A 26,690-nucleotide genomic window follows, 5' to 3' on the forward strand; every position below is an offset into this window, starting at 1 on the left:
GCCGCGGTTGAGAAGGAAGACGATGCACCACGGAGGCACGGAGGACACGGAGAAGAGAGAAGAATCTCACGCGCAAGCGCTGCGCATAGACTTCCTTTCTTCTCCGTGTCCTCCGTGTCTCCGTGGTGAACTCCTCTTTGTCGGCGACCGCGAAATCGCTGACGATTTATCGAGATAATCTCGGCATCGTCTTTTATTGACTGGGTGGCGTCGCCGGCCTTCGAATAGCGCATGGCCGTCCTCGTCGATCTCCGCAGCGATCTTCTGTCGCCGCCCACACCTTCCATGATCCGCGCGATGTCGGCGGCGATGCGACGTCCTCAGGTCTTCGGGCTGCGCGAGGACAAGCAGCAACGGGCGCTCGAAGAGCGGGTCGCCGATCTTACGGCCATGGAGGATGCCCTCCTGTTTCCCACCTGCACCATGGCGAACCAGGCGGCGATCCAGACCCTCTGCCGTCCCGGTAGAACCGTGCTGCTCGATGCGACGTCCCATATCGCCACCTCGGAAGCGGGCGGACCCGCGGCACTGGCCGGGCTCACGCTGCAGCCGGTGCCGGCGGAGCGGGGGCGCATGGATCCAGCGGCTCTCGCCGCGGCGTTGGCGGCACCCGCCGATGCGCTGAGAGCGCGGCCGGGCTTGATCGTGCTGGAGAACACCCACAACCGCTCCGGCGGCGGCGTGCTGCCGCCCTCCTACCATCGGCGCGTTCGCCGTCTCGCCGCCGGCGCCGGCATCCCGATCCATCTCGACGGCGCACGCCTGTTCAATGCCGCGGTGGCCGCCGGCCGCCCGGTCCGGGACTTCACCCGTCCCATGACCTCGGTGGCGCTCAGCCTCAACAAAGGCCTGTGCGCGCCCTTGGGAGCCATGCTCGCCGGGCCGAAAGGCTTCATCGCCGAAGCCCTCGCCGTGCGCCAGCGACTGGGCGGCGGCATCAGGCCGACGGGAGCGGTCGCGGCCGCCGGCCTCATCGCGATCGAGACGATGATCGACCGCCTCGGCCAGGATCACGCCAATGCCAAGCGTCTCGCCCGCGCTCTGGCCGAGATCGGCGTCGCCTGCGAAGACGTGGAAACCAATCTCGTCGTCGTCCTGACCGAAGCCTTCGGCATCGAGGCGGCCGCCTCGGTCCGGCGCTTGGCCGATGCCGGCCTGTTGGCGCTTGCCTTCGGTCCGGGGCGGATTCGCTTGGCGGTCCATCGCGGCATCGGGCGACGGGAGATCGAGCGCACGGTCCGCGCCTTCGCCTCCGTGGCGCGGCCGGTGCGCGGCGGCAAGGGTCGAGGCCGATGAGCCACCGCATCGGCATCGACATCGGCGGCACCTTCACCGACTTCGCGCTCTTGGACGAAGCCTCCCGGCACGTGGCCACGCACAAGCAGCTGACCACACCTGCCGATCCGTCCCTGGCGGTGCTGGACGGCATCTCCGTGCTCATCGCCAAGGCCGGCCTCAAGCTGTCCCGGATCGATTCCGTCGTGCACGGCACCACGCTGGTCACCAACGCCATCATCGAGCGCAAGGGCGCCTCCACCGCGATGATCGTGACCCAGGGCTTCCGCGACGTGCTCGATATCGGCTTCGAGCGCCGCTACGACCTGTTCGACTTGCGGCTGGTGTTTCCGCTACCCGTGGTCCCGCGCCGGCAGCGGCTCGAGCTCGCCGAGCGCATCGGTTATGACGGCAAGATCCGCCAACCTCTCGACCTGGCCACCCTGGAGACGGACCTGGCGCGCCTCAAACGCGCGGGCGCCATCGAGTCCGTCGCCGTCTGCCTGCTGCACTCCTATGCCAACCCCGTCCATGAGCAGGCGATCGGCGCCTGGCTCGCCGAGCGTCATCCCGAGCTCAGGGTTTCGCTCTCCTCCGCGGTCTTCCCGCTGATGCGGGAATACGAGCGCTGGACCACCACCTGCCTCAACGCCTATGTACAGCCCATCGTCGAGCGCTATCTCGACCGGCTGGAATCCGGGCTGGCGCGCCAGGGCTTCCGCGGCCGGATCTATGTCATGGCGTCCAATGGCGGCACCTTGACCGCTGCGGTGGCCCGCCGCTTTCCGATCCGCATGCTGGAATCCGGCCCCGCCGCCGGCGCCTTGATGTCGGCCCGCCACGGCAGCGCCTTGCGGGAGAGCCAGGTGCTCGCCTTCGACATGGGCGGCACCACCGCCAAGGGCTGCGTCATCCGCGACGGCGCCCCGTTGAAGAAATACGACTTCGAAGTGGCGCGCGCGCACGAGTTCAAGCGCGGCTCCGGCTTGCCGGTGAAGATCCCGGTCATCGACATGATCGAGATCGGCACCGGCGGCGGCAGCCTCGCCCAGGTGGACCCGCGCGGCGTGCTTCGGGTCGGACCGGAGAGTGCGGGCGCCGATCCCGGTCCCGCCTGCTACGGCCGCGGCGGCCAGCGCGCCACCTTGACCGATGCCAGCCTGGTGCTGGGCTATCTCGATGCCGGTTCCTTCTTGGGCGGCCGCATGGCGATCGACCGGAGCGCCGCCGTGCGGGCGATCTCCCGCGACGTGGCCGAACCGCTCGGCGTCGATCTCGCCCGCGCCGCCTGGGGCATCCAGGAAGTGATCAACGAGGACGTGGCCCGCGCCTTCCGCGTGCACGCGGCCGAGCGCGGCGTCGACTACCGGCGCTGCGCCATGATCGCCTTCGGCGGGTCGGGGCCGGTGCATGCCTTGCGCATCGCCCGCAAGCTCAAGATCGCCCGTGTCATCTGCCCGGCCGGCGCCGGGGTCATGTCCGCCTTCGGTCTCCTGGTGAGCCCGCTCTCCTTCGAAACCTTCCGCTCGCACCGGGTCGGGCTCGAGCGCCTGACGCCGGACTCCTTCGCCCAGATCTTCGCGGCGCTCGAACGGTCGGCCGCGCTGCCGCTCGCCGAGGCGGGCATCGAGGGACGCCAGATCCGCATGATCCGGCGCCTCGATATGCGCTATGTCGGCCAGGGCTACGAGATCGAGGTGCTGCTGCCCGAGGCCGAGCCGGCGCGGCTGCCGGCGCGCCTGGCGGCGTTGTTCGCTGCAGCCTATGAGCGGGTCTTCCGCTCCAGCTTTGCCGAGCGCCCGATCGAGATCGTCAATTGGAAGGTGGAGGCGATCGGACCGGATCCAGCTGCCGCCGACTTCCGGCTCGAGGGCGGCGAGGCGGCCAAGGCCGCCCAAAAGGGCGTTCGCCCGGCCTATGTGCCCGAGGCGGGCGGCTACCGCGACTGTCCGGTCTATGACCGCTACGCGCTTGTGCCCGGCGCGGTGGTGATCGGCCCGGCCTTGATCGAGGAGCGGGAATCCACCTGCGTCTTGGGTGGTGGCGACCGCATCGAAGTCGACGCGCGGCTCAATCTCGTGGCCGAGATGGGGATCGCGGCATGAGCGGCTACGATCCCATCGCGCTCGGCATCCATTGGGACCGGCTGATCTCGATCGCCGATGAGATCGTGACCGCGCTGGTGCGCACCTCGTTTTCGACCAATGTCAGGGAAAGCTACGACCTCTCCTGCATCCTCTTCGACGCCAAGGGCCGTGCGCTCGCCCAGGGCGCCTACAGCGTGCCGTCCTTCACCGGCACCGCCCCCTTGACCATGCGCCATATGCTCGAGCGCTTCCCGCCCGACACGCTGGCGGAGGGCGACATCATCGCCACCAACGATCCCTGGCTCGGCACCGGGCATCTCTTCGACATCAATGTCATGCGCCCGGTGTTCAAGTCCGGCCGGCTCGTCGGCTACACCATGAGCATCACGCACCTGCCGGATATCGGCGGCGGCGGCTTCTCGGCCGCGGCGAGCGAGGTCTATGAGGAGGGCCTCCGGCTGCCGGTCTGCCGGCTGGCGAAGGCCGGGCGGCTGAATGAAGAGCTCATGGAGATCATCCGCACCAATGTGCGCGTCCCGGAGCAGACCCTGGGCGACATCATGGCCAATGTCGCCTGCAACGAGGTGGGCGGCCGCATGCTGACCGAGTTCATGGAGGAGTACGCGATCGCCGACCTGGCGCCGCTGGCGGACGCGATCATCGGCTTCTCGGAGGAAGCGATCCGCGCCGAGCTTCGCCGCGTGCCGGCCGGCGTCTACCGCAATCGCATCGAGGTCGAGGGCGATCAGGCGCCCTTGACCTTGGCGGCGTCGGTGGCGATCGCCGATGGCGAGGCCAGCATCGATTTTGCCGGCTCGAGCCCCGCAGTTCGCGCTGCCATCAACGTGCCCTATTGCTACACGCGCGCTATTGCCGCCTATGCGATCAAGTGCCTGACCACGCCGAAGATCCCCAACAATGAAGGCTCGGTCAGGCCGATCCTGGTGGCGGCGCCGGAGGGCTCGGTCTTGAACGCGCTGCCGCCCTCGCCGACCGGCGGTCGGCACATCATCGGGCATTTCATCAATCCGTTGATCTTCGGCGCGCTGGCCCCGGCGCTGCCCGATCGCGTGCAAGCCGATTCCGGCATGCTGAACCTGATCAACGTGCAGGGAACCCATCCCGATGGCGGCGGCGTCTCCAGCATCTTCTTCGCCTCGGGCGGCTTCGGCGCGCTCGCCGGCATGGATGGCTGGGCCACCACGCCGTCCCCCTCGAACATGACCGGGACGCCGATCGAAGCCTGGGAGAACCTGACCGGCATGACCATCGAGCGGAAGGCGCTGCTCGTCGATTCCGGCGGGGTCGGGCGATACCGGGGCGGGCTCGGTCAGGAGATCGTGCTCCGGAACGATTCCGGCGGGACGATGACCGTGTCCATCCTCGCCGGCCGCACCGAGTTCCCGCCCATGGGCCTCAATGGCGGTGGGCCGGGTCGGCGGCGCGAGATCCAGATCAACGGCAAGACGGTGCACCCCAAGGGCCGCTATCGGCTCGAGCCAGGCGACGTGATCGCCACCTTCGAGGCCGGCGGCGGCGGCTACGGCCCGCCCGAGCGGCGGGCCCAAGACGCGATCCTGCGCGACCTCGCCGAGGGCACGGTCAGCGAGGAAGCGGCACGGCGCGACTATGGCCATCGGCCGAAGAAGGCGAGGAGGGCATGAAGCGATGAGCCCAGTCGTCGTCGCCCACGACGTGATGATGAAGATGCGCGACGGCGTGCGCCTTGCCGCCGACCTCTATCGCCCGGCCACGCCAGCGGGCGAGCCGGTTGAAGGCCGTTTGCCGACGATCCTGACGCGCACCTCCTACGACAAGGCGAACCCGGTGATGCAGGTGGAGCCGGTCGGCATGTTCTTCGCGCGCCACGGCTATGCCGTGGTGATCCAGGATCTGCGCGGCCGCGGCCATTCAGAAGGGGTCGGCGACTATCACCACCGCGCCAATCCCAAGGAAGGTCCCGACGGCTACGATACCATCGAGTGGATCGCCGCCCAGGCCTGGTCGGACGGCAAGATCGGCATGGTCGGCAGCTCCCATAGCGGCTGCGTGCAGAATGTGGCAGCCATCCACCGGCCGCCGCATCTCGAGGCGCTCTGGGTCGACGCAGCACCCATTACCGGCAATGGCTGGGAGTCCCGCCAGGGTGGGGCCATGCGTCTCCACATGGTGCCGGCCTTGTTCGTGCACGCCCATGACGCGCCGGAGATCCGCGACGATCCAGCCGCCCGCAAGCGGATCGAGGACGGCGCCATGAACATCCGCCGCTTGATCGAGACCATGCCGTTCAAGGTGGGGCACACCCCGCTCACCGCCGTGCCCAATCTCGAGCGGGTGCTGATGCGCTACCAGGAAAACGGTGTGAGCGACGCCTGGTGGACCCAGGAGGTGATGGACCAGAAGTCGCGCCTCGAACGCTACGCCGACGTGCCGACGGTGTTCTCCACCGGCTGGTATGATTGCTTCGTCGCCGAAGTGACCGACCAGTTCCGGCGTCTCGCGCGCCAAAACAAGTCGAAGCTGCGCCTGGTCGTCGGGCCCTGGAACCACACCGCCATGCGCAGCGGCAGCTCGGTCGTGGGCGAGGTCGAGTTCGGCAAGGCGGCCTCCTGGGGCTACCGCGTCTACAACGCCGAGCGGCTGCGCTGGTTCGATCGCTGGCTGAAGGGCCGCAAGAACGGCGTCGACGGCGAGGCGGCGGTCCGGCTTTTCATCATGGGCGGCGGCAGGGGGGCGAAGACCGCGCGTGGCCATCTCCACCATGGCGGTGCCTGGCGCCAGGAGAAGACCTGGCCGCCGAAGCGCGCGGTGCCGACACAATTCTATCTGCGCGCGGGCGGCGCCCTCACCACCGAAGCGCCGAGCGAGAAGGCCTCCTCACTCACCTGGACCCATGATCCGAGCCACCCGGTCCCCACCGTGGGGGCAGCGATCGCGCCGTTTTTTGAATGGATGCCGGTGCCTTCCGGCATGGACGGGGCCTATCTGCCGCCCCGCGCACGCATGCGCTCGGTGGTACCGGACGGACCGATGCATCAGCGCGAACGCCAGGACCTCATCGGCTGCCGTGCCCCCTATCCACTCATGTCCGAGCGCCACGACGTGATCGTGTTCCAGAGCGAGCCCTTGGCCCGCGCCATCGAGGTGACCGGGCCGATCCACGTGCACCTGTTCGTCGCTTCCAGCGCCCCCGACACGGATTTCACCGCGAAGCTCCTCGATGTGTATCCGCCGTCTCCGGACTATCCCGAGGGCTTCCACATGAACCTCGCCGATTCGATCCTGCGCATGCGCTTCCGCTCCGGCCTCGAGCGCGAAGAGATGATGAAGCCGGGCCGGGTCTACGAGATCTCGATCGAGCTGCCGCCGATCGCCAATCTGTTCGAGGCCGGCCACCGCCTTCGTCTCGACATCGCGTCCAGCAATTTTCCGCATTTCGACGTCAATCCCAACACCGGCGAGCCCTTGGGCCGCCATACCAAGCTCACGCGCGCCCAGAACACGCTCCATCTCGGCGCCAGGCGTCCGTCTTATGTGCTGCTGTCGATCATGCCAAGGCGCTGAACTCTCATCTGCAACCACAAACCAGGAGGCGAACCATGCTGTCCTATCGATCGAGCCGCCTTTGGAGCCTGAGCCTCTTCCTGGCACTGGCGCTCGCCATGCCGGCTGAGGCGCAGAAGCGGGGCGGCGATTTCATCGCCATGGTCTATGGCAACGCCAACAGCATCGACCCGAACTTCCAGGCCTCGCACATCTCCCGCAGCATGCTTTTGGGCACCTACGAGACCCTGCTGGCGGTCGACGACAACAGCACGGCCACGCCGATGCTGGCGAGCGGCGTGGAGGCCTCGCCGGACGGCCTCACCTATCGCTTCCAGCTTCGCCGCGGCGTCAAGTTCCACAACGGCAAGGAGATGACGTCCGCCGACGTCAAGGCCTCGCTCGAGCGCTTCGCCCGGGTGAGCCCGGATCGCATCACCATGGCGCCGGTGGTGGGGATCGACGCGCCCGATCCTTACTCCCTCGTCATTCGCCTGAAGCAGGTGAGCGCCTCCTTCCTGGATCGCCTGGCCTCGGCGACCACGCCGGTTGCGGTCATCCCGGCCGAAGAGGCGGGGAAGGATCTCAACAAGACGAATGCCATCGGCACCGGCCCGTTCCAATTCGTCGAATGGGTCCCCGACAGCCACATCAAGCTGAAGCGCTTCGATGACTATCAGCCGAACACCGCCTACGCCGCCCCGAGCGGCTTCGGCGGCAAGAAGACGGTCTATCTCGACACGGCGACCTTCCGCGTCACCACCGAGGCGAGCGCCAGGGTGGCGGCACTCGAATCCGGCCAGGTGCATCTCGCCCAGGACATTCCGGTCCCGGCCGCCAAGCGGTTGGCCGACAATGCCAAGCTCAAGATCCACCAGCTCAAGACCTTCAACATGCCGGTCTTGTTCCTCAACCACGCGCAGGCACCGACCGACAACCTCAAATTCCGGCAAGCGATCCAGGCGGGCGTCGACAATGGCGAGGCGATGGCGGCGGCGACCGACGGCGTCTTCGAGCTGGATGCGTCGTGGCTGTGGCCGGGCAACGCCTTCTCCAGCGACGCCGGCAAGGACAAGTACAACCAGAACAACCTCGCCCGCGCCAAGCAGCTCCTGGCCGAGTCCGGCTACAAGGGCGAGCCGATGATCCTCGCGATCAACAATATCGGTTTCCACGTGAAGATCGGCAGCGTGATCTTGGAGAATCTGAAGGCGATCGGCATCAACGTGCAGGTCGAGCGCATGGAATGGCCGGTCATGGTCGATCTCGCAAGCAAGGACAAGGGCTGGAACGTCGCCACCGCCGGTTTCAGCTCGCAGCCGCTGTTGGGCGCTTATGCCTATCAGCCGCTGTTCACCGGCCCGACCAATTGGCCGCATATCAAATCCGATCCGCCGATGGAGGAGGCCTGGGCCGTCTTCAACACCTCGCTCAACCTGGCCGAGCGCAAATCCGCCTGGGCGAAGGTGCAGCAGCGCACCTATGATCAGGTCTATATTGTGAAGCTCGGCAATCAGCCGTTCCTGATCGGCGTCTCTGCCAAGGTCGGCGGCTACCGGCCCTATATCGGCGCCGAGCGGCTCTGGGACGTGTGGCTCGAATAGGCTCGGGGACAAAGAGGGCGCCGGGGGAGGAGTGATGGCCCGCTACATCGTCAGGCGCTTGCTAGCGAGCTTCGTCGTCCTCATCATCGTCGCCCTCATCTCCTTCAGCATCATGCAGCTGGTGCCGGGCGACCCCGCCACGGTGATGGCCGGGGTCGCAGCACCGCCCGACCAGGTGCAGCGCATCCGCGAGCAGTTCGGCTTGGACCAGCCCTTCCCGATCCAGCTCGCCCGCTGGACCGCCGGCGTCGTCCAGGGCGACCTCGGCCAATCCATCATGCTGAGCCGATCGGTGGTGCGGGCCATCGTGGAAAGGCTGCCGGCGACCTTGGCCATGGGCAGCCTTGCCTTCGCGCTCACCTTGGTCCTGGGCGTGCCGGCCGGCATCGTCGCCGCCTGGCGGCAGAACACCTGGGTCGACCAGGCGATCATGGCCGCCGCCGTGATCGGGGTGTCGGTGCCCAGCTTCTGGCTCGGCCTCATCTTCATCATCTTCTTCGCCGTGATCATGGATTGGCTGCCGGCCGGCGGCTATGTGACCTTCACCGAAGCGCCGCTCGACTGGTTCCGCAGCCTGGTGCTCCCCGCCATCGCACTGTCGCTGTCGCAGGTGGGACTGCTCGCCCGCATCACCCGGGCCGCCATGGTCGAGGTCCTGTGCCAGGACTACATCCGCACCGCCCGCGCCAAGGGCCTGCCGGAATGGCTGGTGCTGGCGCGCCATGCCTTCGCCAACGTGCTGGTGCAGGTGATCACCGTCATCGGCATCATCTTCAGCCTGCAATTGAGCGGCACGGTGGTGATCGAGACGGTGTTCTCGCTGCCCGGCCTCGGCAAGTTGCTGGTGAACGCCATCCTGACCCGCGACTATCCCTTGATCCAGGGTGGGCTCCTGATCACGGCTTCGATGTTCGTGCTCATCAATCTCGCGGTCGACGTGCTCTACACCGCGATCGACCCCAGGATCCGCTATGAGTAGCGACGCGCTCGCCGCGGCCCAGAGGATCGGCCTGGCGCGGCCCCGGCGCCGGGGCTGGCAGGCGACGCTGCGGCGCTTTTCCCGACACCGGCTGTTCATGGTCGGTTTCGTGCTCTGCGCGATCGTGCTCTTTTGCGCGCTCTTCGCCGACGTGATCGCCACCCACGATCCCGTGCGCATCCGCATGCGCGAAGCCTTTCAGACGACATCGGCGGCGCATCTCTTCGGCACCGACAGCCTGGGGCGCGACATCTTCAGCCGGGTCGTCTACGGCGCCCGCGTGTCGCTCGCCATCGGCTTGAGCACGGTCGTGCTCTCCGGCGCGTTCGGCGTGCTCTTTGGCGTGCTCGCCGGCTATTTCATGGCGTGGGACGACGCGATCATGCGCTTCATGGACGCGCTCATGTCGTTCCCGCCGGTCTTGCTGGCGCTCGCCATCGCGGCCGCCCTCGGGCCGTCCGCCACTAATGTCGTGCTGGCGATCTTCGTCCCCTACGTGCCGCGCACGGCGCGCCTTGTCCGCGCCTCGGCATTGACCGTGCGCGAGCTCGACTTCGTCAGCGCTGCCCGCGCGATCGGCGCCGGCGATGTCCGCATCGTCTTCCGCCACATCTTGCCGAACTGCCTCGCCCCCTTGATCGTGCAGCTCACCTTCGTCTTCGCCATCGCGGTCTTGTCCGAGGCGGCCTTGAGCTTTCTCGGATTGGGCCCGCCGCCGCCGACGCCGAGCTGGGGCAACATCATCGCCGACGGCCGCGACTATCTGCGCGAGGCCTGGTGGATCTGCCTGTTTCCGGGCATCGCGATTTCGCTGACGGTGCTGGGCTTGAACCTGCTGGGCGACGGGCTGAGAGACCTCATCGATCCCAGGCTCAAGGTCGAGCAGTAGCGCCCGCACCCCGGCCGGCGGACGGGGCCAAGGCGCCGATCGCCCGCACCAGCTCGCCGAGCCCGCGATCCACATGCTTGTCCCGGCGGAGCACCAGGGCCAGCCGGCGATAGACCCTGGGCCGGAGCGGGCGGATCGCCATGCCCTCGGTCAGGCTCGGATCGGCGACCGCAAGCCGCGGCAGGACCGCGGCGCCGAGCCCGGCCTCCACCAGCTTCTTGATCGCTTCCACGCTGCCCAGCTCCATGATCGGGCGGCACCGGCGGCCGCCCGCTTTGAACCATCGGTCGATCACGCCGCGGGCATGGCCGCCGGCCTCGTAGAGGATGACCGGCCGCTCCGCCAGCATGGCGGCGGTGACGCTGGCCCGCATCGGCGCCTCGGCCATGGGGAAGACCGCGACCAGCTCGTCGTTCAACACCGGGGTTGCCCGTAGGCTGCGGCCGGGGACGGGCATGGTAACGAGGGCGGCGTCGATGCGGTTCTCTTCCAGCGCCTTCAGGATCTCCGGCGAGTTCCCGGTGCTGACCACGATCTCCAGCCCGGGATAGGCGCGACGCAGCTCCTTCAGGATCGGCGGCAGCACATAGATGCAAACCGTGGCACCGGTGCCGAGGCTGACCCGGCCGCTGATGCCGGAGCGGTGCTCGGCCACCGATTCCAGCGCGTCCGCCACCGCCTCGTCGATGCGCTTGGCGCGTTCGATCAGCACCAGCCCCGCCGCCGTCGCGCGCACGCGCTTGCCGCCGCGCTCGACCAGACGAATGCCGAGGCGCTCTTCCAATTGCCTGACCTGCAGGCTGACGGCCGGCTGGGTCAAGCCGCGCCGCTCGGCGGCAGCCGAGAAGCTGCCGAGCTGGACCACATCATTCAGCGCCTGCAGCTGGTCGAGGTTGAGACGACGCATGCCAAAGTTTCGCTTATATCGGAGATAGAACAAATGAATTTCCCTTTGGCAGGGGCGGATGGGATGCTGCGGCGAGGCATGGGGAAGCAAATCGGTGTCGAGCAGACTGGCAATGGCTGCGGCGAATGAGCGCGCGCTGGGTTTCGGCGGCGGTGCGCCGCCGGATTTTAAACAGCGATGACAATGCCCCCACCCCGGCCCTCCCCCACCTGTCGGCGGGGGAGGGTGATGACCTGCCATAATTCCCTCCCTCGCCGAAGGGCGGGGGAGGGAGGGGCCCGCGCGAGCGGGAGGGTGGGGGCTGTCGGCGCCGGCCGCATGTCTTGGTGCCGCAGATAATGGCCTTCGTCCACCGCACCGCCTTCAAGCACTCTCTCGGCCGATTTTTCTCGCTCTTCGCCTTGCCGCCGGCGATCGGCGGCAGCGTGCATGCCCTCGGCATCACCCAGATCGTCTGCTGGGGCACCACCTTCTATGCGCCGGCGGTGATATCCGATCCGATCATCGCCGAGATGGGCTGGTCGCGCACCGAGGTGTTCGGCGCCTTTTCCTTGAGTCTCATCCTGGGCGCGCTCGTCTCCCGGCCGGCCGGCCGCGCCCTCGACCGCCATGGCGGACGGACTCTGATGGCGATGGGATCGGCGGTGTGTGCGCTGGGCCTCTTGGTGCTGAGCCTCGCCCCCTCGCTCCCGGTCTATCTCGCGGGCTGGCTGGTGCTGGGCGTGGGCATGCGGCTCAGCCTCTATGAAGCGGCCTTCGCCACCTTGACCGAGATCGCCGGCACCGAGGCGCGCCGCGCCATCTCGGCGCTGACATTCTATGGCGGCTTTGCCTCCAGCGTGTTCTGGCCCTTGGGCTGGGCCTTGGCGAGCTGGGTCGGCTGGCGCGGCGCGCTCGTCATCTTCGCGGCTCTCAACCTCATGGTTTGCCTGCCGCTCCATCTCTGGTGCTTGCCGGCGCGAAAGCCGAGGGCGACCAAGGCCGCCTCTCCCGGCAGCACCAACGGCGATAGCGGTCGCCTCGAAGGGACGCTGCGCCGCCTGGCGATGGTCGCCTTCACGCTCGCCTTCGCGCTCATGACCTACGTCAACTCGGCCCTCTCCGCGCACATCATCGACACGCTGGTAGCGATGGGCTTGAGCGGCAAGGAAGCAGTGTCGGTCGCCTCGCTGCGCGGCTTCGGGCAGGTGGGTGCCCGGGTGAGCGAGTTCCTCTTTGCCGCCGGGCTCGATCCGGTTTGGCTCGCCATCATCGCCGTCGGGCTGACGCCGCTCGCCCTCGTCGTCCTCTTCCTCGGCGGCGGCTTCGTCATCGCCACCGTCTTCTCCCTCGGCCAAGGGGCCTCCAACGGCCTCGTCACCATCGCCCGGGGGGCCGCACCCTTGGTCGTTTTCGGGGCGGAAGGCTATGGCCAGCTCCTCGGCACCATGGCAGGCCCGGCGCTCATCGCTTCGGCGGTGGCCCCGCTCGTCCATGCCGCGGTGATCGACCGCTGGGGCCATGGTGCGGCCTTGTGGTCGATGCTGCTGGTGGCGCTGGCGGCCTTGTCGGCTCTCGCCGTGCTGGCGGCGGCGCTCCGCGGGGCGAGGCGGGGACGCTGAGATCCGATTGCTTCCCAGCGGCTTAGAAGCGGCCCGGGGCCGGCACCTCTCGGCTGGGCGCCGTGTCGATTTAGTTCTGCATACCGTCCCCTCGATTCAGTCCATATAGTCTCGCTAGTGCCTGCCAGGGCGATCCTCGCTCAGGCCAAGAAGGCGCATTGCGGAGGCGAAGCCAATGACGATCACCCGAAGGACCCTCATCCAGGCCGGTGTCGCTCTTCCCATCCTTTCCGTCACCGCGCGGGCGCAATCGACGACGGGCATTCTCCGGTTCGGCCTGTCGGCCTCGCCGCCGAATCTGCAGCCTTGGGTCAGCACCGGCGCATCGGCCGGCACCGTCAAGCTTCTCATCCATCGCAGCCTCGTCGCCTATGACAGCAAGGGCGAGCTGCGCGGCGAGCTGGCCGAATCCTGGTCGATCGACGGCGACGGCGCCTGGGTGTTCAAGCTGCGGCAGGGCGCGGTTTTCCACAATGGCGAGCCGGTGACGGCGGACGACGTCAAATGGTCGATCGATCAGATGGCCGCCGAGACCTCGACCGCCTATATGAAGGGCCAGTTCCAGGCGATCGCCCGGGTCGAGATCGCCGATCCACGCACGGTGCGCGTCGTGACCAGGGAGCCCGTGGCGACGCTGCCGAGCTGGTTCGCCAACTACAACACCTTCATCATCTGGCGGAAATCGCAGGCAAACGAGCCGATCGGCGCCGGTCCGTTCCGGCTGGTCGGCCAGGAGCGCGGCACCTCGCTCGAGCTGGCGCCCTTCGACAAGTTCTACAAGCAGGGATATCCGAAGCTGAAAGGCATCAAATTCATCGTCTATGCCGACGAGAATCTGCGCAACGCGGCGCTCATGTCGGGCGATGTGGACATGATCGAATACGTGCCCTGGCAGTCGATGGACGCGGTCGAGAAGGATCCGCGGCTCAAGCTCGATTCCGTCGAAGGGCCGTTCATGGACATTCTGTTCAACGGCTCGAAGCCGCCCTTCTCCGACCCGCGCGTCCGGCGCGCGGTCGCGCATGCGGTGAAGCGCGACGACATCGTCAAGGTGGCCTTCTTCGGCCGCGGCAAGCCGCTCGAGGGCGTGCCGGTCGTCGAGGGCACGCCCTGGTACGACAAGGAGCTGGCGCGCGGCTGGAACTATGATCCGGCCCGTGCCAAGGCGCTGCTTAGCGAGGCGGGTTACGCGAACGGATTCCAGACGACGATGCTGTCGACCGCGCAGTTCGGCATGCACAAGGATACCGCCGAGGTGGTGCAGCAATACCTGGCCGCGATCGGCATCCAAAGCGAGCTCAAGCTGCCGGACTGGTCGACGCGCGTCACGCTCGGAGGGCGCGGTCAATATGACATCGCGATCCATGGCGTCAGCGCCGACAACAACGATCCCGACGGGCTGACGGTGGTGCTCGATACCTCGCTGCCGACGACCTACAGCCGATCCTTCCAGCTCGCGGCGCCGCGCACGGCGGCGGCGCTGGCGCGCGGCCGGGGCGAATTCGATCAAGCCAAGCGCGTCCAGATCTACAAGGACATGCAGCGCGCTGCCTTGGAGGAGGTGCCGCTCGTCGGCCTCGCTTGGCGCAGCCAGGGCTACGGGATGGATCGCCGGGTCAAGGGCTTCACCAATCTGCCCGGCGCGCTCACCAACTCATCCGGCGGCATGCTCGAGGAGACCTATTTCGGATGACGCAGTGGCTGCTGCGGCGGGTCGCCGTCTCGGTGGCGCTCGCCTGGGTCGTGGCCACCATCGTCTTTCTGGCGCTCCATCTGGTTCCCGGCGATCCGGCCGAGCTGCTCTTGGCGACCGGGGGTGCGGCACCCGATCCGACGATCGTGGCGGAGCTGCGCCAGCGGCTGGGACTGGAGCGGCCGCTGATCGAGCAATATGCGGCGTTCCTCGGCGGCGTGCTCGAGGGCGATCTCGGCAAGTCGCTGGTCGACGACTATCCGGTTTCTAGCGAGATCGCCCTTCGCCTGCCGCGGACCCTCGAGCTCATCTTAGCGGGTTCCCTCATCGCGATCGCGCTTGGCATTCCCGGCGGCGCCTATGCCGGGTTGCGCCAGGGCGGGACCTTCGACCGCATCGCCTCGGCGACGGCGGGTCTGCTGCTGGCGGTTCCGGTGTTCGTGCTGGGCACGCTGCTCGTCCTCTTGCTGGCGCAGACGCTCCGCCTGACGCCGGCCGGCGGCTACACGCCGATTGCGCAAAATCCGGCGCAGCATTTCACCTTGCTGGCGCTGCCGGCAGTTGCCATCGCCAAGGGCCTTGCCGCCATTATCTTCCGCATGACCCGCGCCTCGGTCCTTGACGCGCTCTCGCGCGACTTCGTGCGCACGGCACGCGGCAAGGGCCTGTCGCCGCGGCGCGTGCTGGTCCGCCACGTGCTCCGCAACGCGTTGACGCCGGTCTTGACTGTGCTCGGCCTGCAGATGGGCACTCTTCTGGGAGGCACGGTGCTGGTCGAATATGTGTTCAACTGGCCGGGTCTCTCGACGCCGCTCCTGCGCGCGGTCGAAGCCCGCGACTATCCGATGGTGGTCGGCATCGTGCTGACGATTTCCGTATTGTTCCTGCTCATCAACCTCATCATGGATATCCTCTACGCCGTGCTCGATCCCCGTGTTCGCGCTGCATGAGGGGTACGCGTCGCATGAAGCGGCTGTGGGTGCCGGGCGCATGCGTCGGGTTCATCGTCTTCATCGCCCTTGCGGCTCCGCTCTTGGGCCTGCCGGATCCGGTTCGCCAGGACGTTCCGCAGAGGCTGTCCGGCACCGCGCCGGGGTCATGGCTGGGGCGGGACGAATTCGGGCGCGACGTGCTGTCGCGGCTGATCTGGGGTGCCCGCACTAGCCTCGCCGTCGCCTTCGCCTCGGCGCTTCTGGCATGCCTCCTCGGCACCGCGCTCGGTCTGATCGGCGGCTGGCTCAGGGGTGTGGGCGAGCTCTTGGCACTGCGCAGCGCCGACGTCATCCTCTGCTTTCCGCCGATCCTGCTGGCGCTCCTCGTCGTAACCCTGCTCGGGCCCGGTGCGGCCACGCTGATCCTGGTCGTGTCGGTGCTCTATCTGCCGGGTTTCGTCAGGGTCGCCTATGGCGAGGTCCTGTCGGCGAAGAGCCACGATTATGTCGAAGCGGTGCGCGCGCTGGGCGCGCCCACGGGACGCATCCTCATGCGCACGCTGTTGCCGAACATCGCCGGGCCCGTCCTGGTGCAGCTCTCGCTCGCGGTGGCGGCCGCGGTCGTGCTGGAGAGCGGACTGTCCTTCCTCGGTCTCGGCGTGGTGCCGCCGGCGCCGTCCTGGGGGCTGATGATTCGCGGCGCCCGTGCCACGATGGAGCAGGCGCCGTTGCTGCTCCTCTGGCCTTGCGCGGCGCTGACCTTGACCATCCTTGCGATGAATCGCCTCTGCGATGCGCTGCGCGACACGGTCGACCCGCGTACGCCCTCGGCGCGGCCGAGGCTACGCCTGGTCGACCACCTGCTGCCGGGACTGGCGCCACCGCTGTCGCAGGCGGCCGAGGCGACACTTGCCGTCAGCGACCTGACGATCGAGCTGGACCTGCCCCACGGACGCTTGCGCCCGGTCGAGGATGTCAGCCTCTCGGTCAAGGCCGGCGAGATGCTGGCGATCGTCGGCGAAAGCGGCTCCGGCAAGTCGCTGACGGCGCTGGCGGTCATGGGGCTGCTGCCGCCGGTCGCCAGGCCGGTGGCGGGATCCGCCTGGTTCGGGGGCAAGGACCTGCTCCGGCTGGACGAGCCGGCGCTGCGCCGGTTGCGCGGCGGCGCCATCGCGATGATCTACCAGGACCCGATGAGCAGCCTCAATCCGGTGCTTCGGGTCGGCGATCAGGTCACCGAAGCGATCCGCGCCCATCGCGCGCTCTCGATGGAAGCGGCACGCGCCGAAGCCTTGATGCTGTTCCGCCGCGTCGGCATCGCCGATCCGGAGCTGCGGCTCGCCGCATATCCGCACGAGATGTCGGGCGGCATGCGCCAACGCGTCATGATCGCGATGGCGCTGGCCAACCGGCCCCGGCTGCTCATCGCCGATGAGCCGACCACGGCGGTCGACGTCACGGTGCAGGCGCAGATTCTCGATCTCCTGATGGAGCTAAAGCGCGAGTCCGGCACCGCGCTCATTTTCATCACGCACAGCCTCAGCGTCGTCGCCGAAGTCGCCGATCGGGTGACGGTGATGTATGCGGGCCAGGTGGTCGAGGACGGTCTGGTCGAGGAGGTGTTTCAGGAACCGCTGCATCCCTATACGAGCGCCTTGCTCGCGGCATTGCCGGAAGGCGACGAGACGCCGACGGGAATTCCGGGGGTCGTGCCGCTGCCGAACGCGTTTCCCCCGGGCTGCCGCTTTGCTCCCAGGTGCGCCCATGCCGCATCGCGTTGCACGCAGGCGCCGATCCCGCTCCTGGAGGCGCGAGCCCGTCGCCGCACGCGCTGCATCCGCTGGGCGGAGCTGAGCTTAGGAGCCTGTCTGAGTGATGGACGCGGCAGCGTCGCGGCCGCGTCCATCACTCAGACAGGCTCCTGAGGCGGGAGAAGGTGGCATGAGCGAGACCGCCGCCGCGACGCCGCTGGTCGAAGCGAGGGTCGTATCGAAGACCTTCCTCGCCGGCGGGCTCTTTCGCCGCGGCCGCCCGGTGCAGGCGGTGCGCGCCGTCGACGCCTGGGTGGCGCGCGGCGAGACCGTCGGCTTGGTCGGCGAATCCGGTTCCGGCAAGAGCACGCTCGGCCGGCTGCTGCTCGGCCTGCTCGCCGCCACCGAAGGCTCCGTCCGCTTCGACGGCAAGCCGCTGGAGGCCATGACGCGGACCGCTCTGCGCCGGCAGCGGCGGCGCATGCAGATCGTCTTCCAGGATCCCTTCGGCAGCCTCGATCCGCGCCGTCGCGTCGGCGCGCAGATCGGGGACGGGCTGGCGATTCATCGCATCGTTCCGCCGGGCGAGCGCCGGGCGCGGGTGGCCGATCTCCTGGTCAAGGTCGGACTCGACCCTGAGCACGCCGAGCGCTTTCCCCATGAGTTCTCCGGCGGCCAGCGGCAGCGGATCGGCATCGCGCGCGCCTTGTCCACCGGGCCCGACTTTCTCGTCGCCGATGAGCCGGTGAGTTCCCTCGACGTCTCGATCCAGGCGCAGATCGTCCGGCTGTTGGCCGATCTGCGCCTGGAGCTCGGGCTGGCCATGCTGTTTATCAGCCACGATCTGTCGGTCGTGCGGCATCTCTGCCGCCGCGTCATGGTGATGTATCTTGGCCGCGTGGTGGAGGAAGGTGCCGCGGCGACGATCTTCTCGGCACCGGCGCATCCCTACACAAGGGCGCTGCTTTCGGCGACGCCGCGCCTGCATCGCGCCCAGCGCCGAACGCGCATTCTTCTCGCGGGTGATCCGCCGAGCCCGTCGAATCCGCCGTCGGGCTGCGTCTTTCGCACGCGCTGCGCCCATGCGGTCCCGCGCTGCGCGGAAACCGTGCCGGAGCTCAGTCCCTTCGGCGAGGCGCGCCGCGTCGCCTGCCTCCGCGCCGACGAGATCGCCTGATTCAGGCCGGCAGCACCATCAACATTCTCTCAAAGGAGCACATAGGTGGTTTCTCACACGACTCCCAAGGTCCATATGGGAACCCTCACCGGCGGCGAGGGACGCGAGCTCTATCAACGAAACCCCATCGTTCTGCTGCCGATGGGCAGCCAGGAGGATCAGGGGCCGCACGCGCCCATGGGCGACTATCTCTTGGCGGAGAAGATCGCCGAGCTGGCGGCTCTGCGCGCCTGCGAACGCGGGGTGCGCACGGTGGTCGCCCCGGTGCTGCCGTTCGGCGGCGCCGACTGGTTCGGAGCGATGCCCGGCGGCATCGCCATCTCCCAGGCGACCCTGACGATCTTCATCGACGAGATGATCGAGAACCTGCGCCGCCACGGGCTCACCCGGCTCATCGTCATCAACGGCCATGGCGGCAATGTCGGCCCGATCGCGGAAGTGGCGCGCGAAAACTATCGTCGCGACGGCCTCGTCATACCGAGCCTCTATCTCTGGCGGATCGGCTACGCGCTCTTGCCGAAGATCGTCGGCGCCGAGAAATCCGCCAAGGTCTCCGGCCACGGCGCCGATCCGGTGACCAGCACCGCCATGCATCTCTTCCCCGAGCTGATGCGCCCGGATCTCATTCCGGAAGGAAAGCCGCTGAAGCGCGACAAGACCCTCGACCTGCCGTTCACCGCACTGGGCTCCGCCAGCTTCGAAGGTGCGGAAGTCGGCATGCCGAACGAATATGACGAGGTCTACTGGACCGGCGTCGGCAAGGGCGATCCGCGCCTCTGCTCGGCCGACACGGGGGCCCAGATGACCGAGCAGCTCACGGAAATCTGTGCCCGCTTCATCAGCCACTTTGCCGGGAAGGTCGCAGCCTGAGGCCGATGGGCGGCCACGGCTCGGCTCTCGCCCTGAGCCAACGTTACGCGTATCAGGGTGCGATTAGGGTCTCCTCGACGAGGACGGGTGTCATTTACCCCGCGTAAGCGCCATGATCTCATCGGTCGACATGCGCACGGTCGCGCTTCCCCAGAGGCGGCGTACCACATTCTCACCGCGGCTCTCGTGTTTTTGCGTCCTGGCGCGGACGATCCGCACCGACCGGCCATCAAGGATGAAGTCCACCTCGGTATGCGGCCGTAGTCCAGCACGCTCGCGGATATGAGCGGGGATCGTCACTTGGCCTTTCGAGGTGATTCGCATGCCGGTTCTCCTACTCTGACAGGCAAGAGCAATCAAACAGTCGCAAGACGTATGGGATGGCACCGAGCAAAATCCGGCCAGATCCGTCTAGAGCGATCTGGCGCATAAACTCGAAGAATGAATAGCGTGCCTACACGGCGCGCTTAGCGATCTCGGGCTCTGCTCGCGAGAATGCGACCGTGCGCGCGCCCATTTCCAGCAGCTTCAAATCTGACGACTGCCACGAAAGGCTATCGTCATAGATGATCAACTGATCAAGCAATGGATTATGCGCCAACTTCACATCGAGGTTCGCCACCAATCGAGCATTCACTGAAGACGCTTCACTGACCACAGGATCAATCAGCAATTTCCGGTCGCCGCTCAGATAGACTACGTGAACGAATTTGTGCAACTTCGCGCTGGCTCCGATGATCGGCGCGTCCCTCTTAAGGTTGTCGTGAAAATACCTGCCGAGAAGAGCGGCCAAGTCCTCTCGGAAGTTACGAGGCGTACGAAAACGAAGGTTCTTTAGCGCCCAATCCGCAACTTCCTTCGATGCATTCGCAACCAGCATGATCGCCGCGGGAATTGCATCGATTGGGATTGCCGGGGAAACGATCGATCCGGCGCTTACGCCTAAGCCATAATACTTGATCCTTGTGCGGATTGTGCTGTCCGATACCTCGGCCTTTAGCCCAGAACCGATCATTTCTGCAATTGCGCCACCTTCATCCGACACAATGAACTCGTCTTCACCGCCGCGGACCACAACAGAGACCGCGCCGTTCGACGGATATAGGACGTGCGTAGACACGCGCACGCCATCGTCGAGCTGGATCGCCTCGACGGTGCGAGATAGCATTTCGATGATGGCCCGCGGTGTGATCACAAGAGCCTCGTCCTTGGCGGAAGAACAATTAAGCCCTTCGCCGGTTGCTCAATATTTGTATCTCCGCAAAACCAACGGAGGGAGCTGTCAAATGAGCGCACCCCCTCTGGCATTATCCTAGCATTCTTTAGCTGCTCTGGCAATACCGACCTAGTACTAAATCGTCGATTGTCAGCCCAGGAATGGTAATGCGGCTGCATGAACGAATGTTCCAAAATATCTGATGGACGATCGAAGGAATTAACGTGCAGTTCATCGGTTGTATGATCTATTTTCCATACGCATTTCGGCGCACAGATCATAATTCTAAACTTTCCGTGACCGACTAACGGATACGCAGTTACTAGAAATTCTGCCCCAGTGCTCACGCCATCGATATGCAATGGCATCACCAATCGATGTTCATCGGGGTGGGGGCCTTCTCGCCATCCTGGAATGCCGACCAACTCCTTGCGCGCGGCGAGGAGATCATCAATCAGCTCGGCAATGGACTTGGTCATGCGCGCCGCAGGGTGGCCCGATCACCTCGATCATGCAACCACGGCGGGGAATACTCATCTGGCGTAGTACACGATCGGCGCGTTGGAGAAACGCGCATGCCCGCCAGCAAGAGCCCGATTACCGACGCCGAACGGTCCCGCCGCTTCATCAAGAAAGCATGCGAGCTGGAGTGCGATGACGACGAGCGGGTGCTTGAGGCGAAGCTGAAGAAGATCGCCAAGGCGAAGCCGATCCATGATCGGAACACGCGGAGGAGACATCACCATGCTCCAAGCCAGCCCGGAAAAGCCGCTCGCCGGCGGCTGCCAATGTGGCCGGGTTCGCTACGCGATCACGGCGTCGCCGACCGAGCTCTGCGTCTGCCATTGCCTGGAATGCCGCAAGCAGTCATCCTCCGCCTTCGGCATCTCGCTCTTCGTTCCGCGCGCCGGGTTCCGGGTGACCCGCGGCACCTTCAAGACCTGGACCAGGGCGACCGACAGCGGCCGCACGCTCGCGTGCGCCTTCTGCCCGGATTGCGGCTCGCGGCTTTGGCATGAGAGGGTTGGCGAGAAGGAGCCGAGCCCGATCATCAGCGTCAAGGCCGGCTCGCTGGACGAGCCCGTGGATCTGCGCGAAGCGGCGCACTACTGGACCAAGCGCAAGCTCGAGGGCGTGAACATTCCCAAGGGCGCCGAGCAACACGCCGATGAGGCGGATTAAGCTCTCCACCCGAGGGGCGATCATGGCGGATGTCGATCTGAGAGTCGCCTCGGCGGAAGAGAGGGGCGCCTTGGAGAATCTCATTCAGCTCTACACCCACGACTTCTCCGAGCAGTGGTCGGGAACGCCGAAGGGCGAGCTCGACGAGGATGGCCGCTTTTCGCCCTATGTCCTCGATCCCTATTGGCAGGACAAGGATCACATTCCGCTGCTTCTCAGGGTGGAGGGGCGCCTCGCCGGCTTCGCGCTCCTGAACAGAACCTCCCATCTCGGCGATCCCGTCGATCGCAACATGGCCGAGTTCTTCGTGGCACGAAAGCACCGCCGGGCCGGGTTGGGGAAGGCTGCGGTGGGCGCGCTCTTCAGCCGCTACCCCGGCTTGTGGGAGATCGCCGTGGCGCGTCGGAATGTGGGCGCTCTCGCCTTTTGGCGGCGCACGATCTTGCAGCATCCGCAAATCCGCGATCCGGAAGAAACCGACGTTCGATCCACGGCATGGAACGGGCCGGTTCTGCGGTTTCGGGTCGCCTCGGTGTGAGTAGGAGCGATCCCGACACCGGATCCCCGCTCTCGGCGCCACGCGGCGCGGAGGAGGTCGCTTCCGGCGCGGATTCTGGGATGCGAGAGCCGCTGTAGGGATCCGCGATCCGATTAGGACAACTCAAAAACTTTTTGGAGCCATAGGACGTCCTCATTGAGCGCTTCGGGACAAGCGTGACCCGATGCCTGGCGCTTGAAAGCAGACGCGTTCCGAAGTCGCCGGATGCGCCTGCCGATTATTACCCGCCGCGTAATTGCGAACCCCCAGGGGCCGAGGCAAACCACCTCTCCCGAATGCGAGAGGGCGGGTATGGGAGAGCGGATCGGCATTCTGATGGCGATGCTGTCGAGCGCCCTCGGCGGCGGGGCAACCGCCTTGATCCGGTTCATGATCCGATCGACCGATCCGGTGATGCTTGCCGCGCTTCGCTTCGGATCGGGCTTCGTCCTGCTCCTCCCCGTTGCGCTCTGGCTGCGCAGCCCCTGGCCCAGAGGCCGCGACTGGGCCGGCGTCCTCGGACTCGGAATCCTGTTCTTCGGGTTGTGCTTCGCCTTGTTCAATTGGGCGCTCAGCTTCACCACGGCCGGGCGCGGCGCCTTAGCGATGTCGACCCTGCCGCTGCTGACCATGCTCGCCGGCGCCCTGCTCGGCGTCGAGCGGCTCACTCTCCGCAAATCGCTCGGCGTCTTCGTGGCGATCGCCGGAACCTCGCTCGCGCTGGTGACCGGTCTCGCCGCGGCCCCTTCGGGTGCCTGGCGCGGCGATCTCATCATGCTCGCCGCCGCGCTTTGCATGGCGCTCTACAATGTCTGGTCGCGGCCCTTCATCAAGCGGTCGGACGCGCTGGCGTTTGTCACCGCGACGATGGGCGCCGGCGCCTCGTGTCTCGCCGCCATCGCCTGGATCGATGGCGGTTTTGCCGCCCTCGGCGAATACGGCATGCCCCAATGGCTGGCGCTCCTCTATCTGGGTGCGATCGCCAGCTCGCTGTCGTTCTTTCTTTGGGTCTCCGCTCTCGAACGCACGACGCCGACCCGGGTGGCGAGCACGCTCACCCTCAACCCGGTCACCGCCTCGGCGCTCGCCGCCTTCATTCTGGGCGAGCCGATCGGCCTTAATCTCATCATCGGCATGGCCGCGGTTCTGACCGGCATCTGGATTGCATCGACCGACGGAGGCCGCCGTCTAGGCACCGCCGGCGACGGTTTTGCCGGTAGGGACGCCGAGTATTGGACCGGTCATCACGCCGAGTATTGGTATGGATGGCGCCCCGGATACCGCACTCGGCGAGATGACGACCATGGAACTTAAAGATCGACGCGCTGCAGGTCGGACTGGATCTTCGCGCTAGAGGGCGTTCCGTTGAGGTAGAATCCCCCTCACCCGTCGGGGACGTCCGCGCCGGATCCTTCCCCAACCGTCCCGACCGGGTAAGGCGTGGCTAGCGCCACGCCAACCCTTCGCAACCCTCTCCCCCAGTGGGGGAGAGGGTAGGGTGAGGGGGTTATGCCATCGCATCGGAGTACTCACAAAGACCCTCAGATCAAAGCGCCATTGATGATTGAGCGAAGCATCATCGCCCGAGCAAAGTCGATGGTGCGGAGCCATCTCACGACGCGCCGGGTCCCGATACCACCCTTCTCTGGGACCCGCCGTTATCGCGAAAGAATTGCTCCGTTTCCCTGTCCGCTGGAAAGAAACATTCGATGCGGATCTCCTGAAGCGTCACATCCTGCGGAGTGCCGAGCGTGGTAATGGTCGTGAACAGTCTGAGCGAGGTCTCGCCTTTCCGGAAATGGATGTTGAGGACCGGGCCGGCCGGCTCTTCCAGCCACGGCACCTCAGCGAGCGAGGGAACCGCCGGATAGATGCTGAGGCGCTGCAGCAGCTCTGCCGTTTCCTTGGTCCCGTCGACGATGGCGTCGGCCTGAACGCTGCGCAGGAACTGCAGCGCAACCTCCTCCCAGTTGACGATAAACGGACGCAAGCCGTCCGGAGAGACCAGCGCGTCGGCGAGATTGACAGCCTCCGCCGCCGCCTCGGTCGGCTGAGCGCCGGTGAGAAACCGGGTCAGCCGCGCCGCACCCTTGTTCGCGCATATCAGGTTCCAGCGGCGATCGACCACGAAGACGGGAAACGGCTCCTGCTGCGCCAACATGAAATCGAGCGCGCGATTGATTTGAGCAAGCTCGAGGGCCGCGAGCGGGCTCTCATGCCAGTAAGGCGCGAACCCGGCTGCGAGCAGCAGGGCATTCTGCTGACGGAGCGGCAGATCGAGCGCGGCCGCGAGCCGCAGCACCATCTCTTGGCTGGGGATCGTGCGATCGGACTCGAGAAAGCTCAGATGGCGTTGGGATATGCCGGCAATGCCGGCGAGATCGAGCTGCGACAGTCCACGCCGCGCGCGCCACCACCTGAGGCGCGTGCCGAAGCGCTTCGGCTGCGAGGAATGGCGCGTGACCACTGCCTGTATCGGATGACGCATAATGCCCTGCCGCTCCGCTCAAATCCGCGGAATCGCTTGCCGTAGGGTCGAGGACGAGACTCCGGCGACCGTGGTCAGCTCGTCGCCGACGGCTGCGACGAGAAAGCCGAGCAAGAAGCCTCGGAACGGCGGGTCGCGGGGAAGGGCGGTGTGGGGACTCGGCATCCGCCCGAGGATAAGGACCCTATCCTGACACGTCATGTCAGGTATGGCTGCCCGTTGCTCGCTGAACGTCGCTGAATCGACGTACCGGACCCGACCCATTCCCGAGAGCGCGGTGCAATACGCCGGCGAGTCCGATTAGACTGCGTCAGAAAGACGCTGGCGCGGGGGCGCATGGCTGAGAGATACGACGCGGTCATCATCGGTGCCGGCCATAACGGCCTCACCTGCGGGGCTTATCTCGCCAAGGCCGGGCTGAGGACGCTGGTCCTCGAGCGCCGCCATCTGATCGGCGGGGCCGCGGTCACCGAAGAGGTGGTGTCGGGCTTTCGCTGGTCGGTCGCCTCCTATGTCATGAGCTTGCTCAGCCCGCGCATCATCCGCGAGCTGGAATTGCCCCGCTTCGGCCTCTCCGTGCTGCCGGCGAATGATCTCTTTTGTCCCTTGGAGGATGGCGGCCACATCTTCTTCCACGACGACGTCAAGAAGACGCAAGCCGAGTTCGCCCGCTTCTCGCGCCACGACGCCGAGATCTATCCTGCCTTCAACGCTTATTTGCTCGAATCGACCCGCATCGTTCGGCGCCTGCTCTATGAGACGCCGATCGATCCGACCCGCCGCGACTGGAAGACGTTCCGCGACCTGGCGCAGCTGCTGTGGCGCTACCGCGACGTGCACGGAAAGCTCTATCGCATCGTCGATCTCATGACCCAGAGCGTCTACGACTATCTCTCGCGCTGGTTCGAGAGCGACGTGACCAAGGCGGTGCTGGCCTACTACGCCTCGATCGGCACCTTCGCCGGTCCGAAATCGCCGGGTACGGCCTATGTGCTGATGCACCACCTCATGGGCGAGCATGAAGGGGCGGGGGGCTGGGGCTTCGTCAAGGGCGGCATGGGGGCGATCTCCAATGCCATCGCCGACTCCGGCCGGCGCTTCGGGCTCGAAGTCCGCACCGAGGCGCCGGTGGCCCAAGTCCGTGTCCGAGAGGGCCGCGCCACCGGCGTCGTGCTCGCATCGGGCGAAGAGATCGAAGCCGGAATCGTCGCCTCCAATGCCCATTGCAAGCTGTTGTTCCTGAAGCTGGTCGACCGAAGCCTGCTGCCGGCCGAGTTCGTGGCGGAGATCGAAAGCTTCCGCACCTTCTCCACCGCCTTCAAGATCAATGTCGCCTGCGAGCGCCCGCCCAACTACCGGGCCTTCGATCGGGCCAAGGCCGGCTTCGACTATCCCACTTATGTGCATCTCGGGCCCAGCATCGACTATCTCGAGAAGGCCTATGACGATGCCAAGTACGGTTGGTACTCGGAGCGGCCCTTCGTCACCCCGGTGGTGCCGACCATCGTCGATGACTCGCTCGCCCCGCCGGGCAAGCATGTGGTCAATCTCTTCGGCGGGCACGCGCCTTACAGCCTGTCGGGCGGCGATTGGGGCAATGAGCGCGGCCGCTTCGTCGACAAGGTCATGGGCGTGATCGACGGCTTCGCGCCTGGCTTCTCCAGCGGCATCATCGACATGCAGGTGCTGCTGCCGCCCGATCTGGAAGAGCTGTTGGCGCTGCCGCAGGGCCATATCTTCCACGGCGAGCTGTCGGCCGATCAGCTCTTCTTCCAGCGGCCGGTGCCGCACTACGCCGATTATCGCAGCCCGATCGCCGGGCTCTACCAGTGCGGCTCCTCCACCCATCCCGGCGGCGGCGTCTCCGGCATCCCCGGCTACAACGCCGCGCGCGAGATCCTCATCGATCTGAAGCGCTGAGGCTGGATTAAGACCCTCACCCTCCCGCGCTTTGCGCG

23 protein-coding genes are annotated in these 26,690 nt (G+C 66.5%); 17 read left to right on the top strand and 6 right to left on the bottom strand.

Annotation, left to right across the window (positions count from 1 at the left end):
- The first annotated feature begins 231 nt into the window (after nt 1-231).
- Genes HY058_12925 through HY058_12955 form a run of 7 tightly spaced genes read left to right on the top strand, consistent with a single transcriptional unit; the run spans nt 232 to nt 10,377 of the window.
- Entirely contained in the window at nt 232-1,296 is a 1,065-nt protein-coding gene (locus tag HY058_12925; GenBank protein MBI3498202.1) for an aminotransferase class I/II-fold pyridoxal phosphate-dependent enzyme, read from the top strand.
- Complete coding sequence (locus tag HY058_12930; GenBank protein MBI3498203.1) at nt 1,293-3,380, top strand: hydantoinase/oxoprolinase family protein; 2,088 nt, start codon at nt 1,293-1,295, stop codon at nt 3,378-3,380. The genes HY058_12925 and HY058_12930 overlap by 4 nt, the downstream gene beginning before the upstream one ends.
- Nucleotides 3,377-5,026, top strand: coding sequence for a hydantoinase B/oxoprolinase family protein (locus HY058_12935; protein ID MBI3498204.1), 1,650 nt, complete (start codon nt 3,377-3,379; stop codon nt 5,024-5,026). The genes HY058_12930 and HY058_12935 overlap by 4 nt, the downstream gene beginning before the upstream one ends.
- A 4-nt stretch (nt 5,027-5,030) precedes the next feature.
- On the top strand, nt 5,031-6,926 hold the full coding sequence (locus HY058_12940; GenBank protein MBI3498205.1) for a CocE/NonD family hydrolase: 1,896 nt from the start codon (nt 5,031-5,033) through the stop codon (nt 6,924-6,926).
- Nucleotides 6,927-6,961: 35 nt separating this feature from the next.
- A complete protein-coding gene (locus HY058_12945; GenBank protein MBI3498206.1) occupies nt 6,962-8,509 on the top strand; it encodes an ABC transporter substrate-binding protein in 1,548 nt (515 codons plus the stop codon).
- Between the two features lie 34 nt (nt 8,510-8,543).
- Nucleotides 8,544-9,488 carry an ABC transporter permease gene (locus HY058_12950; GenBank protein MBI3498207.1) on the top strand — a complete coding sequence of 315 codons (945 nt, stop codon included), beginning with the start codon at nt 8,544-8,546 and terminating at the stop codon, nt 9,486-9,488.
- Nucleotides 9,481-10,377: an ABC transporter permease gene (locus HY058_12955; GenBank protein ID MBI3498208.1), complete on the top strand. Its 897-nt coding sequence runs from the start codon at nt 9,481-9,483 to the stop codon at nt 10,375-10,377. Before HY058_12950 ends, HY058_12955 begins: the two co-directional genes overlap by 8 nt.
- Here HY058_12955 and HY058_12960 read toward each other — a convergent pair.
- On the bottom strand, nt 10,361-11,284 hold the full coding sequence (locus HY058_12960; GenBank protein ID MBI3498209.1) for a LysR family transcriptional regulator: 924 nt from the start codon (nt 11,282-11,284) through the stop codon (nt 10,361-10,363). The genes HY058_12955 and HY058_12960 overlap by 17 nt on opposite strands.
- A gap of 326 nt (nt 11,285-11,610) precedes the next feature.
- On the opposite strand from HY058_12960, the gene HY058_12965 reads away from it, so the two are divergent.
- From HY058_12965 to HY058_12990, 6 genes are all read left to right on the top strand, one after another.
- Complete coding sequence (locus HY058_12965; GenBank protein ID MBI3498210.1) at nt 11,611-12,885, top strand: MFS transporter; 1,275 nt, start codon at nt 11,611-11,613, stop codon at nt 12,883-12,885.
- Between the two features lie 175 nt (nt 12,886-13,060).
- Nucleotides 13,061-14,578: a peptide ABC transporter substrate-binding protein gene (locus tag HY058_12970; protein MBI3498211.1), complete on the top strand. Its 1,518-nt coding sequence runs from the start codon at nt 13,061-13,063 to the stop codon at nt 14,576-14,578.
- Complete coding sequence (locus HY058_12975) at nt 14,575-15,528, top strand: ABC transporter permease (protein MBI3498212.1); 954 nt, start codon at nt 14,575-14,577, stop codon at nt 15,526-15,528. Before HY058_12970 ends, HY058_12975 begins: the two co-directional genes overlap by 4 nt.
- Before the next feature lie 14 nt (nt 15,529-15,542).
- A complete protein-coding gene (locus HY058_12980) occupies nt 15,543-17,435 on the top strand; it encodes a dipeptide/oligopeptide/nickel ABC transporter permease/ATP-binding protein (GenBank protein ID MBI3498213.1) in 1,893 nt (630 codons plus the stop codon).
- Between the two features lie 16 nt (nt 17,436-17,451).
- Complete coding sequence (locus HY058_12985; protein ID MBI3498214.1) at nt 17,452-18,438, top strand: ATP-binding cassette domain-containing protein; 987 nt, start codon at nt 17,452-17,454, stop codon at nt 18,436-18,438.
- A 75-nt stretch (nt 18,439-18,513) separates the two neighbouring features.
- Nucleotides 18,514-19,308 carry a creatininase family protein gene (locus HY058_12990; GenBank protein ID MBI3498215.1) on the top strand — a complete coding sequence of 265 codons (795 nt, stop codon included), beginning with the start codon at nt 18,514-18,516 and terminating at the stop codon, nt 19,306-19,308.
- Between the two features lie 90 nt (nt 19,309-19,398).
- Here HY058_12990 and HY058_12995 read toward each other — a convergent pair whose 3' ends face one another.
- The 4 genes from HY058_12995 to HY058_13010 all read right to left on the bottom strand — a co-directional run bounded on the left by HY058_12995 (nt 19,399) and on the right by HY058_13010 (nt 21,270).
- On the bottom strand, nt 19,399-19,632 hold the full coding sequence (locus HY058_12995; GenBank protein MBI3498216.1) for an AbrB/MazE/SpoVT family DNA-binding domain-containing protein: 234 nt from the start codon (nt 19,630-19,632) through the stop codon (nt 19,399-19,401).
- A 130-nt stretch (nt 19,633-19,762) separates the two neighbouring features.
- A complete protein-coding gene (locus HY058_13000; protein ID MBI3498217.1) occupies nt 19,763-20,503 on the bottom strand; it encodes a hypothetical protein in 741 nt (246 codons plus the stop codon).
- The gene (locus HY058_13005; protein ID MBI3498218.1) at nt 20,500-21,003 is read right to left on the bottom strand and encodes a hypothetical protein; all 504 of its coding nucleotides are present in this window, start codon (nt 21,001-21,003) and stop codon (nt 20,500-20,502) included. The genes HY058_13000 and HY058_13005 overlap by 4 nt, the downstream gene beginning before the upstream one ends.
- A 54-nt stretch (nt 21,004-21,057) precedes the next feature.
- A complete protein-coding gene (locus tag HY058_13010) occupies nt 21,058-21,270 on the bottom strand; it encodes a hypothetical protein (protein ID MBI3498219.1) in 213 nt (70 codons plus the stop codon).
- Here HY058_13010 and HY058_13015 point away from each other — a divergent pair.
- The 3 genes from HY058_13015 to HY058_13025 all read left to right on the top strand — a co-directional run bounded on the left by HY058_13015 (nt 21,269) and on the right by HY058_13025 (nt 23,558).
- Nucleotides 21,269-21,706 carry a GFA family protein gene (locus HY058_13015; protein MBI3498220.1) on the top strand — a complete coding sequence of 146 codons (438 nt, stop codon included), beginning with the start codon at nt 21,269-21,271 and terminating at the stop codon, nt 21,704-21,706. The two genes, HY058_13010 and HY058_13015, sit on opposite strands and share 2 nt — an antisense overlap.
- A gap of 22 nt (nt 21,707-21,728) precedes the next feature.
- Complete coding sequence (locus HY058_13020; protein MBI3498221.1) at nt 21,729-22,244, top strand: GNAT family N-acetyltransferase; 516 nt, start codon at nt 21,729-21,731, stop codon at nt 22,242-22,244.
- 312 nt (nt 22,245-22,556) lie between these two features.
- Nucleotides 22,557-23,558, top strand: coding sequence for a DMT family transporter (locus HY058_13025; protein MBI3498222.1), 1,002 nt, complete (start codon nt 22,557-22,559; stop codon nt 23,556-23,558).
- A 298-nt stretch (nt 23,559-23,856) separates the two neighbouring features.
- Here HY058_13025 and HY058_13030 read toward each other — a convergent pair whose 3' ends face one another.
- Nucleotides 23,857-24,732, bottom strand: a complete 876-nt coding sequence (locus HY058_13030) for a helix-turn-helix transcriptional regulator (protein MBI3498223.1) — start codon at nt 24,730-24,732, stop codon at nt 23,857-23,859.
- A 336-nt stretch (nt 24,733-25,068) separates the two neighbouring features.
- Here HY058_13030 and HY058_13035 point away from each other — a divergent pair, with 336 nt between their 5' ends.
- On the top strand, nt 25,069-26,652 hold the full coding sequence (locus tag HY058_13035) for an NAD(P)/FAD-dependent oxidoreductase (protein ID MBI3498224.1): 1,584 nt from the start codon (nt 25,069-25,071) through the stop codon (nt 26,650-26,652).
- Nucleotides 26,653-26,690 lie beyond the last annotated feature (38 nt).

The sequence above is a fragment of the Pseudomonadota bacterium genome (assembly GCA_016195085.1).
GTDB lineage: Bacteria > Pseudomonadota > Alphaproteobacteria > SHVZ01 > SHVZ01 > JACQAG01.